This window comes from Mesorhizobium sp. M7A.F.Ca.AU.001.01.1.1 (assembly GCF_004022735.1).
Lineage (GTDB): Bacteria > Pseudomonadota > Alphaproteobacteria > Rhizobiales > Rhizobiaceae > Mesorhizobium > Mesorhizobium ciceri.
In genome coordinates this window covers 1-11340 of record NZ_RZPF01000127.1, presented here as the reverse complement: position 1 = coordinate 11340, position 11340 = coordinate 1, and the positions used below count along the sequence as shown (strand labels likewise).

The following is an 11340-nucleotide window of genomic DNA, read 5'->3' as shown; positions in this document are numbered from 1 at the left end:
CCGACCGTCAGGATTTCGGGAGGACCGCGTGTTTCCTTCGCCTCTGGCAACTATTTTGACGCCTATTATGGCGTCAACGCGCAGGAGGCGGTGGCCTCGGGCCTGAGCGAATACCATCCCGGTGGCGGGCTGAAATCGACCGGCCTTGGCGGCGCCATAACCTGGAAGGTGACCGAGCCGATGACCGCCAGCCTGTTTGGCGAATATTCGCGCCTGATGGGACCGGCGGCCGATTCCAGCCTGGTCAAGGAGCGTGGCGACCGCAACCAGTTCACGGTCGGCGTGTCGACCACCTACCGCTTCGATTTCACGATGTAGGTGAATCGAACGAGAGACGCTTTATTCCTGCCGTGGCTTCGGCTAAAAGCCCAGCCATGACCAGCTTTTCGCGCCTTTTCGCGATCGCGATACGAATTACAGGCCCGGTGTTCCGGGTGGCCTGAGCGCCGCCGGAGCCGCCGGGAGTTTCTGCGCGCCCCTCGCGCTTTTTTCATAACATGATAGTTCACGCCCGAGCTTGTACGCCCGCCGGGCAATGCACATGGCAGACCAATGACCGACACAACTGAAACGATCGACTATTCCAAGACGCTTTATTTGCCGCAGACGGACTTCCCGATGCGCGCCGGCTTGCCGGAGAAGGAGCCGCTGCTGGTCAAGCGCTGGCAGGACATGGATCTCTACCGCAAGCTGCGCGAGAGCGCTGCCGGCCGCACGAAATACGTGCTGCATGACGGCCCGCCCTACGCCAATGGCAACATCCATATCGGCCATGCGCTGAACAAGATCCTCAAGGACGTCATCACCCGCTCGTTCCAGATGCGCGGTTACGACTCGAACTATGTGCCCGGCTGGGACTGTCACGGCCTGCCGATCGAATGGAAGATCGAGGAGCAGTACCGCGCCAAGGGCAAGAACAAGGACGAGGTACCGGTTAACGAGTTCCGCAAGGAATGCCGCGAATTCGCCGCGGGTTGGATCACAGTGCAGGGGGCCGAGTTCCAGCGCCTCGGCGTCATCGGCGACTTCAAGAACCCCTATACGACGATGGCTTTCCATGCCGAGTCGCGCATCGCCGGCGAGCTTTTGAAATTTGCCATGTCGGGCCAGCTCTATCGCGGCTCCAAGCCGGTGATGTGGAGCGTGGTCGAGCGCACGGCGCTGGCCGAGGCCGAGATCGAATACCACGACTATGAGAGCGACACGATCTGGGTGAAGTTTCCGGTCGCCAGCCTTGTCCGCCCCATTGACGATGGCCAGACCAAGCTGACGGAGGGCGCCCTCGATCTGCTGCAGGCCCACGTCGTCATCTGGACGACGACGCCGTGGACGATCCCAGGCAACCGCGCCGTCAACTATTCGCCGCGTATAAATTATGGCCTCTACGAGGTCACGGCAGCCGAGAACGCGTTCGGCCCGCAGCCGGGCGAAAAGCTGATCTTTGCCGACGCACTGGCCGAAGACTCCTCGGCCAAGGCCAAGGTCACCTTGAATCGTCTCCGCAGCGTCTCGGCGCAAGAGCTTGGAAGCCTTACGCTTTCACATCCGCTCAAGGGCTTGGGCGGCGGCTACGAATTTGCCGTTCCGATGCTCGCCGGTGACCATGTCACCGACGATGCCGGCACCGGCTTCGTCCACACCGCGCCCGGACACGGCCGCGAGGACTTTGACGCCTGGATGGACGCGGCGGTGGATCTGCGCGCACGCGGCATCGATCCCGCCATCCCGTTCACCGTTGACGATGGCGGCTTCTTCACCAAGGACGCGCCGGGTTTCGGACCGGACCGCGAGGGTGGACCGGCGCGCGTCATCGACGACAACGGCAAGAAGGGCAACGCCAACCAGGCCGTCATCGACGAGCTGATCAAGCGCAACGCGCTGTTCGCGCGTGGCCGGCTGAAGCACAGCTATCCGCATTCGTGGCGGTCCAAAAAACCGATCATCTTCCGCAACACGCCGCAATGGTTCGTTTATATGGACAAGGACCTCGGCGACGGCTCGACGCTGCGCAGCCGGGCGCTCAAGGCCATCGACGAAACCCGTTTCGTGCCCGCCGCCGGCCAGAACCGCATCCGCGCCATGATCGAGGAGCGCCCGGACTGGGTGCTGTCGCGCCAGCGCGCCTGGGGCGTGCCGATCGCCGTCTTCGCCGATGTCGACGGCAATGTGCTGAAGGACGAAGCGGTCAACCAGCGCATCATGGACGCCTTCGAGAAGGAGGGCGCCGACGCCTGGTTCGCCGCTGGCGCCAAGGAGCGTTTCCTTGGCAATCACGATGCCTCCAAATGGAAGCAGGTGATGGACATCCTCGACGTCTGGTTCGATTCGGGCTCGACGCATGTCTTCACGCTGGAGGATCGCCCTGACCTGAAATGGCCGGCCGACGTCTATCTCGAAGGCTCCGACCAGCATCGCGGCTGGTTCCATTCCTCGCTGCTGGAAAGCTGCGGCACCAGGGGCAGGGCGCCTTACGATACTGTCGTCACCCATGGTTTCACCATGGACGAGGATGGCCGCAAGATGTCGAAGTCGCTCGGCAACACCGTGGTGCCGCAGGACGTCATCAAGCAGTCGGGCGCCGATATCCTGCGTCTGTGGGTGGTGACGACCGACTACTGGGAGGACCAGCGGCTCGGCAAGAACGTGCTGCAGACCAACATCGATGCCTACCGCAAGCTGCGCAACACCATCCGCTGGATGCTCGGCACGCTCGCCCATGACGATGGCGAAGAGGTGCCGCTGGAGAAGATGCCGGAGCTGGAGCGGCTGATGCTGCACCGGCTGGCCGAGCTCGATGAGGTCGTGCGCTCGGGCTACGACGCTTTCGAGTTCAAGCGCATCACCCGCATGCTGCTCGATTTCATGGTGGTCGAGCTGTCGGCGTTCTATTTCGACATCCGCAAGGACGCGCTCTACTGCGACGCGCCGTCGAGCCTGAAGCGCAAGGCTTCGGTGCAGGTGGTGCGCCATCTCTTCGATTGCCTGGTGAAATGGCTGGCGCCGATGCTGCCCTTCACCATGGAGGAGGCCTGGCTCGATCGTCATCCCGACGCGGTCTCGGTGCATCTCGACCAGTTCCCGCAAATCCCGGCGGACTGGCAGAACGAGGCGTTGGCGGAAAAGTGGCGCCAGGTGCGGCAGGTGCGGCGCGTCGTCACCGGCGCGCTGGAGATCGCGCGCGCCCAGAAGGTGATCGGATCGTCGCTGGAAGCGGTGCCGGTCGTCACCATCAACGATGCAGCGCTCGAAGCGGCGATTTCAGATGTCGACATGGCCGAGATGGCGATCACCAGCGATCTGGTCATCGCGCATGGCGAGGCACCGGCTGGTGCCTTCGCGATCGACGACGTCAGGGGTGTCGCCGTGGTGGTCGAGAAGGCCGAGGATCGCGGCCTGTTAAAATGCGCACGCTCATGGCGCTACACCGCCGATGTCGGCCAGGATCCGGAATTCCCGGATGTTTCGGCCAGGGATGCGGCGGTGCTGCATGAATTGAAGGCGCTTGGCCGGCTTTGACAGGCCGGCCAGCTTGATCGGTGCACAAATGCCACGCCGGGCGGGTGAAAACCGCCCGCGCGTTGCCCTTAACGAGTGGTTGAGGTAAACACGCGAAACTCCGGAAGACAAATTGTCGCCGGATTTCCGTCGCAAGTGCTTGGACGATGGGGACCGGCCACGAGGCTGGTGGCAATCGAGAGGCTGTCTAGAGTGGGACTTTTTGGCATGACCGAGAGATATAATGCGCGCCTGGCGCTGCTGGCGCCGCTTGTCGCGTCGGGCCTCGCTTTGTCCGGCTGCATGGGCTCTCCGACCTACGGCACCGACAAGACCGCCGGCGAACAGCTGGCCGGCGATATTTCAGGCGCCTTTTCATTTGCGCCGAAGCGCAAGGAACAGATCGACTACAAGCCGCGTCCGACGCTTGTAAAGCCGGCGCCCGGCCAGAAGGAAGCGCTGCCGGCCCCGCAGGACAGCATCGAGACGGCGAGCGCCGAATGGCCCGAATCGCCCGAGCAGCGCCGCGCCCGCTTGCGGGCCGATGCCACCGCCCATCAGAACGACCCGGCCTATCAGTCGGAGATCGTCGACGACGTGCAAACCGATCCGGCCTCGGTGAAAAGGGCGATGGCGGAGTCAGGCTCGAGCCACCCGCCGGCATGGACACCGGCCGATTCCGACAAAGGCCGTGCCGCCGAGATCCAGCGTCGCCTCGCCGACAGCAAGCAGGGCGATCCGAACACCCGCAAATATCTGAGCGAGCCTCCAGTGCAGTATCGTGTCGCGGCCGGCACCGCGCCGCAGAACGAGCTTGGCGAGGACGAGTACAAGAAGGAACGCCGTCTCAAGAAAGAGGCGGAAGGCAAGAAGGGCAGCGGCTGGTTCGATTGGCTGTAAGAACACCGAATTGTGTCGCCGGGCGTAGCGCCCGCTTCAGCCGCGCCGCTCCCGAAAAAATCCTTTAAGCAGCAGGCCTGCTTCGGTCTCGCCCATGCCCGGATAGATGTCGGGCGCGTGGTGGCAGGTCGGCGAGGCGAAGAAGCGCACGCCATTGACCACAGCGCCGCCCTTGTCGTCGGCGGCGCCGAAATAAAGCCGGCGCAGCCGGGCGAAGGAAATGGCGCCGGCGCACATGGCGCAAGGCTCCAGCGTCACATAGAGATCGTGCCCGGTCAGCCGCTCGGCCGACAGTTTGCGGCAGGCTTCGCGGATGACCAGCATCTCGGCATGCGCGGTCGGGTCGGCAAGTTCGCGTGTGCGGTTGCCGGCGCTGGCGACAACACCAGCGCCGTTGGCGATGACGGCGCCGACCGGCACTTCGCCTCGCAAGGCGGCAGCTTCGGCCTCCTTCAGCGCCAGCGCCATGAAATCGGGCCGCTTCACGCGATTTCCACTCCGATTATCTCCTCGCCACCTGACGGTGATCCTGTTATGGAGCGCATGACATCGAAAATCGGGACTCGGTTTTCGAAAATGATCATGCGCCACATCAAAAGTGCTACAGCGTTCGTTGCGCGCCCGAAAGGATGCGCCACGCTGTAGCAGCGCAAACGGATAAAGGCCACATGGACGACAACGACAAGAAATTCCGACCCAGGAAGGGGCCGGCCAAGAGTGGGCCGAAAGCCGCGGGACCGCGCAGCCGCGATGGCGCCGCGGGCAAGGGCGGCAAACCGTCCTTTGGCGCCAAGAAACCTTACGCACCGCGTGGCGACCGGCCGATGGCTGCCGATGGCGAGCGGCCGAAGCGCGATTTCAAGGGCGGCGACAAGCCTTTCAGCAAAGGCCCGCGTCCCGAAGGCAAGCCTTTTGAGAAACGCGAGGGGCCGCGCAAGCCCTATGCACCGCGCGGCGATCGCCCAATGGCCGCCGAAGGCGAGCACAAGCCCTATGAAAAGCGCGAAGGACCGCGCAAGCCCTACGCACCGCGCGGCGATCGTCCAATGGCCGCAGAAGGCGAGCGCAAACCGTATGAAAAGCGCGAGGGGCCACGCAAGCCCTATGCGCCGCGCGGCGACCGCCCGGTGGCCGCTGAAGGCGAGCGCAAGCCCTACGAGAAGCGCGAAGGGCCACGCAAACCCTATGCACCGCGGGGCGACCGGCCGGCTGCGGCGGCAGCGGGCGGCGAAAAGCGCTTCGACCGTCCCAAGCGCGATTTCAGTGACCGCGCCCCGCGTGACGCCGTCGATCGCCCAAAGCGTGACTTCAGCGATCGCCCGAAGCGGGATTTCAACGATCGGCCGCAAGGCGCGTCAGGCGGCAGCTTCAAGCCACGCCCGCGTCCCGCCGAGGCTGCGGAAGAGGCAGGCGAGCGCATCGCCAAGCGGCTGGCCCGCGCCGGCCTCGCCTCGCGCCGCGATGCCGAGGAGCTGATTGCCGCCGGCCGCGTCAAGGTCAATGGTCGCGCTCTGACTTCACCGGCCTTCAACGTGATGCCTGATGACATCATCCATCTCGACGGTATGGAAATCCCGCCGATCGAGCGCACAAGGCTGTTCCTGTTCCACAAGCCGGCCGGCGTCGTCACCACCAACCGCGATCCCGAGGGCCGCAAGACCGTCTTCGACGTGCTGCCGGCTGAATTGCCACGGCTGATGACCATCGGCCGGCTCGACATCAACACCGAAGGCCTGCTGCTGCTCACCAATGATGGCGGCCTGTCGCGCGTGCTCGAACTGCCGGCCACCGGCTGGCTGCGCCGCTACCGCGTGCGCGTCCACGGCAAGGTCGAGGAAAGCGCGCTTGCCGGCCTGCGCGAAGGCATCGCCGTCGACGGCGTCTTTTACGGCGCCATCGAAGCGACGCTCGATCGCGAGCAAGGCACCAATGCCTGGCTGACGATCGGCCTGCGCGAGGGCAAGAACCGCGAAGTCAGGAACATCCTGGGTTCGCTCGGCCTCGACGTGACGCGGCTGATCCGTATCTCCTACGGGCCGTTCCAACTCGATGACCTCGCCGAGGGCCATGTGCTGGAAATCAAGGGCAGGGTGTTGCGCGACCAGCTTGGCGAGCGCCTGGTCGAGGAATCCGGCGCCAATTTCGACGCCGATGTCACCAAGCCGTTTTCCAACAAGCCGGTGCGGCGCACCGAAGTTCGCGAGCCGGAGCCGGAACGGCCGAAATTCACCCGCGATGGCGAGCGCCGCCCGATCGGCGAGGGCGGGTTGATCAAGAATCGCAAGCGCCGCGAAGGCAGCCGCGATGAGGCTCTGGGCAAACTGTCGACAAGCCCCGACAGAAACGCTGAGAAGAGTTTTGGCGAACGCGCCCCGCGTCCCGAACGCAGCTTTGGCGACAAGCCGCGCGGCAATTTCGGCGACAAACCGCGCGGTGGCTTCGGCGACAAGCCGCGTGGTGCTTTTGGTGGCAAGCCGGGCGGTGGCAAAAAGTCCGAGCGCGAGCAGCGGCCGATCGAGCCGCCCGGCCAGCGCAAGGCCAATGTCTGGATGGCGCCAGGCGCGCGACCGATCGGCAAGGGCAGGGCCGAAGCTGACGCCGCCAAGGCGGCTGACGCCAAGGCGCGCAAGGCCTCGTTCAAACCGACCTATGGCAAACCGGCCGGTGCAAAGCCGTTCGGCAAGCCGCGCGGCGAACGTCCGGGCGGGGCTGGCGGCGGTGAGCGTCCGCGCAACGGTCCCCGAGGCCCCAAAGCGAGATGAGAATCGTCGGCGGTGAGTTTCGCGGGCGTCCGTTGGCGACGCCGCGCTCGAGCGCCATCCGTCCGACGACCGATCGTACCCGCGAGGCGGTCTTCAACGTGCTGGCGCATCGCTTTGCCGAGCAATTGGACGGGGCACGCGTGCTCGACCTGTTCGCCGGCACCGGCGCGCTGGGACTGGAAGCGCTGTCGCGCGGTGCCTCCTACGGTGTCTTCATCGAGGAATCGGCGGAAGGCCGTGGCCTGATCCGCGACAATGTCGAGGCCTTCGGGCTCACCGGCCGCACCAAGATCTTCCGCCGCGATGCCACCGGCCTCGGCGAGGCCGGCACGCTGGCGCCGTTCGGCCTTGTCTTCGCCGACCCGCCCTATGGCAAGGGCCTTGGCGAGCGCGCCTTGCAGTCGGCCAAAGCCGGCGGCTGGCTTCGCCCCGGCGCGCTGTGCGTGGTCGAAGAGGCCGCGGTGGCGTCCTTCGAGCCAGGCCCCGGCTTTTCGGTGCTGGACGAACGCAACTATGGCGAGACCGTCATCCGCTTCATCGAGGCGGCCTGATACGCCTCGTATCCTTGGCCGGGCATCCATGGGCCGGCCTCTTTGCCGCCGCCTTTGCCGGCAACATGATCAACAAATCACTTTGCTTGTCGCCAGCACCTTGCCTATCGTCTGTCGACAGAACCGGAGCCGTTGATGACATCCAGGATTGAATGGCTGCGGGGAACGCTGTTGGCGACCTCCTTGGCTTTTGTCACGACCAGCCCAGTGCTGGCCGAGAGCCCCGTCTTGCCCAACACGGTTCCGGCCGAGTTCAAGGTCACGGATTTCCTGCTCGACAACGGCATGGAGGTGGTCGTCATTCCCGACCACCGTGCGCCGATCGTCACCCACATGGTCTGGTACAAGATCGGCAGCGCCGACGAGCCGCCCGGCAAATCCGGCATCGCGCATTTCTTCGAACATCTGATGTTCAAGGCAACGACCAACCATGCGGCCGGCGAGTTCGACCGCGCCGTCTCCGATATCGGCGGATCCAACAACGCCTTCACCTCCTATGACTACACCGCTTTCCACGAGACGGTGGCGCCGTCGGCACTCGGGCTGATGATGAGCTTCGAGGCTGACCGCATGCGCAACCTCATCCTCACCGATGATGTCATCAAGACCGAGCGCGACGTCATCCTCGAGGAGCGCCGCTCGCGTATCGACAACAGCCCCGAGGCTGTGCTGGACGAGGAGGTCGATGCGACGCTGTGGCAGAACCAGCCCTATCGCATTCCGGTCATCGGCTGGATGCAGGAGATGCAGCAGCTGAACCGCGTCGACGCCACCGCCTTCTACGACAAATACTACCGGCCCAATAACGCCGTGCTGATCGTCGCCGGCGATGTCGAACCGGACACGGTGCGGGCGCTGGCCGAAAAGACCTATGGCAAGGTGGCGCGCGGCCCCGATCTGCCGCCCCGCATCCGCCCGGTCGAGCCGGAGCAGAACACCAAGCGCACGGTCACGCTCTCCGATGCCCGCGTCAGCGTGCCGAGCTTTTCCACGCAATGGGTGGTGCCGTCCTATCATTCGGGAAAGCCGGGCGAGGCGGAAGCGCTCGACCTCTTGGCGGAGATCCTCGGCGGCGGCAATCGCAGCCGGCTCTACCAGGCGCTTGTCGTCCAGCAAGGTATCGCATCCAGCGCCGGCGCCTTTTTCCAGGGCACCATGCTCGACGACACCAACTTCACCGTCTACGGCGCGCCGCGCGGCGATGCCAGGATTTCCGACGTCGAAGCGGCAGTCGATGCGGAGGTGGTGCGCATCGTCAAGGATGGCGTGACGCCATCGGAACTGGAAAAGGCCAAGGACCGCTATGTCAGGTCGATGATCTTTGCCCGCGACAAGCAGGATTCCATGGCCAACATCTACGGTTCGACGCTGGCCACCGGCGGCAATGTGCAGGACGTCCAGCAATGGACGGACCGCATCCGCAAGGTCACCGCAGACGAGGTCAAGGCGGTCGCCGCGCGCTATCTGGTGCTCGCCCGGTCGACGACCGGCTATCTCTTGCCGCAGCAACAGGCGGGGAATTGATGATGAATTCGATCCCCGTGAGCGAGGCAGCCCCCTCATCCGGCCGCTTCGCGGCCACCTTCTCCCCGCTGGGGAGAAGAGGCTGGCGCCAGCGCTGGCAAGCTCCTCTCCCCGTCGGGGAGAGGTCAGCCGAGCAAAGCGGAGGCTGGGGGAGGGGGAGCGCCGGCTTCCGCGATTGGTCGCTGCCGACGATTGCCGCATGGCGTGCACTCACCACCCTCTTTCTCTCCATCCTCTTCCTCATCCTGCCGGCGCTCACCGCGCGGGCCATGGAGATCCAGTCCGTCACCTCGCCAAAGGGCATCACCGCCTGGTTGGTCGAGGATTATTCCGTGCCGGTCGTGGCCATCCGCTTCGTCTTTGGCGGCGGCTCGACGCAGGATCCTGTCGGCAAGGAAGGACTGGCCAATCTGATGACCGGCCTGTTCGACGAAGGCGCCGGCCCGCTCGATAGTGAAGACTTCCAGATCAAGCTCGACGATGCCGGCGCCGAGATGAGCTTCGACGAGAGCCGCGACGGCATCTACGGCTCGATGCGCATGCTGGCCGAGCAGCGCGACCAGGCCTTCGACCTGCTGCGGCTGGCGGTCAACGAGCCGCGCTTCGACCAGTTGCCGATCGACCGCATCCGTTCCCAGATCCTGTCCGGCATCATCGCCGGCGAAAACGACCCGGACACGGTGGCGCAGAACAAATGGGCGCGCGCCCTCTATGGCGACCATCCCTATTCCCGCTCCGATCAGGGCACCAAGGAAAGCATCGCCGCCATCACGTCCGATGATCTGAAAGGCCTGCACAAAGCGGTGTTCGCGCGCGGCGGCCTGCATGTCGCCGTAGTCGGCGCCATCGACGCGGAGACGCTGAAGAAGAAGCTCGACATGGTGTTCGGCGACCTGCCGCAGAACCAGGCGCTGAGGCCTGTGGCCGATATCGACCCGAAGCTGGCGCAGCATATCGAGGTCGACTACGACCTGCCGCAGACCTCCCTGCAGCTCGCCTTTCCCGGCGTGAAGCGCAAGGCGGCGGATTTCTTCCCCGCCGTGCTGATGAACGAGATCCTCGGCGGCGGCACCTTCACCTCGCGCCTGTTCCAGGAAGTGCGCGAAAAGCGCGGACTGGCCTACAGTGTCAACTCCTCGCTCATCAACCAGGACCACGCTAACGCGTTGATCGTCAGCACCGGCACCCGGTCCGACCGTGCGGCCGAGACGCTTGGCATCGTCCGCGATGTCGTCAAGCAATTGGCCGAACAAGGCCCGACCGAAGCGGAACTGGCGGCGACCAAGAAATACATGATCGGCGCCTACGCCATCAACAATCTGGACTCGTCCAGCGCCATCGCCTCGACATTGGTCGAGTTGCAGCTCGACGATCTCGGCATCGACTACATGCAGCGCCGCGCCGGCTACATCAATGCGGTGACGCTCGAACAGGTCAAGGCGGCGGCGAAAAAGCTGCTGACCACCGAGCCGACCATCATGGTCATCGGCCCGAAACTGGCCGGAGCCGGCAAGGGATGAGCCCCACCTTCGGCATCGCCTTCGGCGGCGGCGGCGCGCGCGGGCTGGCCCACATCCATGTCATCGAGGCGCTGGACGAGCTCGGCATCAAGCCGGTGGCGATTGCCGGCTCGTCGATCGGCGCCATCATGGGTGCCGGCATGGCATCGGGTATGGCCGGCAAGGACATCCACGACTACGCCCGCTCGATCCTCGGCCGCCGCGCCGAGGTGGCCAGCCGCATGTGGCGGGCGCGGCCGGGCACGATAGCCGAAGCCATGCAGAACGGCATCCGCGTCAGCCAGTTCAATGTCGAGCGCATCCTGAAAGCCTTTCTGCCCGAGGCCATCCCCGAAACCTTTGCCGAGCTGAAGATCCCGCTGAAGGTGACGGCGACCGACTATTTCGGTCACAAGCTGGCCGTCTTCGAAGACGGCGACCTGCACTCCGCGCTGGCGGCGTCAGCGGCCATCCCTGCCGTGTTCCGTCCGGTGATGCGCGACGGCAGGCTGCTGATCGACGGCGGCATCTACAACCCCGTGCCGTTCGACCTGATCGAGAACGACGCCGACATCATCATCGGCGTCGACGTCGTCGGCGCGCCGGAAG

The 11340-nt window shown here is 64.9% G+C and carries 9 protein-coding genes; 8 read left to right on the top strand and 1 reads right to left on the bottom strand.

What is annotated here, in order from left to right; all coding sequences use genetic code 11:
• The 3 genes from EN884_RS10620 to EN884_RS10610 form a co-directional block, all read left to right on the top strand.
• Positions 1–318, top strand: a 318-nt coding sequence (locus EN884_RS10620; RefSeq protein WP_164894969.1) for a MipA/OmpV family protein, incomplete at its 5' end; no start/stop codon positions are given.
• 234 nt (positions 319–552) lie between these two features.
• Positions 553–3516: an isoleucine--tRNA ligase gene (gene ileS, locus EN884_RS10615; protein ID WP_063167720.1), complete on the top strand. Its 2964-nt coding sequence runs from the start codon at positions 553–555 to the stop codon at positions 3514–3516.
• Between the two features lie 207 nt (positions 3517–3723).
• On the top strand, positions 3724–4395 hold the full coding sequence (locus EN884_RS10610) for a hypothetical protein (RefSeq protein ID WP_013532359.1): 672 nt from the start codon (positions 3724–3726) through the stop codon (positions 4393–4395).
• 36 nt (positions 4396–4431) lie between these two features.
• On the opposite strand, the gene EN884_RS10605 is transcribed toward EN884_RS10610, so the two are convergent.
• Positions 4432–4881 (bottom strand): nucleoside deaminase, encoded by a 450-nt coding sequence (locus EN884_RS10605; RefSeq protein WP_013532358.1) that lies wholly within the window; start codon positions 4879–4881, stop codon positions 4432–4434.
• Positions 4882–5063: 182 nt separating this feature from the next.
• Here EN884_RS10605 and EN884_RS10600 point away from each other — a divergent pair, with 182 nt between their 5' ends.
• From EN884_RS10600 to EN884_RS10580, 5 genes are all read left to right on the top strand, one after another.
• Positions 5064–7157 carry a pseudouridine synthase gene (locus EN884_RS10600; protein ID WP_063167721.1) on the top strand — a complete coding sequence of 698 codons (2094 nt, stop codon included), beginning with the start codon at positions 5064–5066 and terminating at the stop codon, positions 7155–7157.
• Positions 7154–7708, top strand: coding sequence for a 16S rRNA (guanine(966)-N(2))-methyltransferase RsmD (gene rsmD / locus EN884_RS10595; RefSeq protein ID WP_024504838.1), 555 nt, complete (start codon positions 7154–7156; stop codon positions 7706–7708). The genes EN884_RS10600 and rsmD overlap by 4 nt, the downstream gene beginning before the upstream one ends.
• A gap of 135 nt (positions 7709–7843) precedes the next feature.
• Positions 7844–9232 carry a pitrilysin family protein gene (locus EN884_RS10590; RefSeq protein ID WP_063167722.1) on the top strand — a complete coding sequence of 463 codons (1389 nt, stop codon included), beginning with the start codon at positions 7844–7846 and terminating at the stop codon, positions 9230–9232.
• Entirely contained in the window at positions 9232–10752 is a 1521-nt protein-coding gene (locus EN884_RS10585; protein WP_245491920.1) for a pitrilysin family protein, read from the top strand. Before EN884_RS10590 ends, EN884_RS10585 begins: the two co-directional genes overlap by 1 nt.
• The coding region (locus tag EN884_RS10580; protein ID WP_164894968.1) for a patatin-like phospholipase family protein at positions 10749–11340 on the top strand (592 nt) is incomplete at its 3' end. The genes EN884_RS10585 and EN884_RS10580, both read left to right, overlap by 4 nt.

What these genes read in the sequence shown, in the direction of transcription:
- ileS (WP_063167720.1), top strand. Translation starts at nt 553, where the DNA reads ATGACCGACACAACTGAAACGATCGACTATTCCAAGACGCTTTATTTG.
- EN884_RS10610 (WP_013532359.1), top strand. Translation starts at nt 3,724, where the DNA reads ATGACCGAGAGATATAATGCGCGCCTGGCGCTGCTGGCGCCGCTTGTC.
- EN884_RS10600 (WP_063167721.1), top strand. Translation starts at nt 5,064, where the DNA reads ATGGACGACAACGACAAGAAATTCCGACCCAGGAAGGGGCCGGCCAAG.
- rsmD (WP_024504838.1), top strand. Translation starts at nt 7,154, where the DNA reads ATGAGAATCGTCGGCGGTGAGTTTCGCGGGCGTCCGTTGGCGACGCCG.
- EN884_RS10590 (WP_063167722.1), top strand. Translation starts at nt 7,844, where the DNA reads ATGACATCCAGGATTGAATGGCTGCGGGGAACGCTGTTGGCGACCTCC.
- EN884_RS10585 (WP_245491920.1), top strand. Translation starts at nt 9,232, where the DNA reads ATGATGAATTCGATCCCCGTGAGCGAGGCAGCCCCCTCATCCGGCCGC.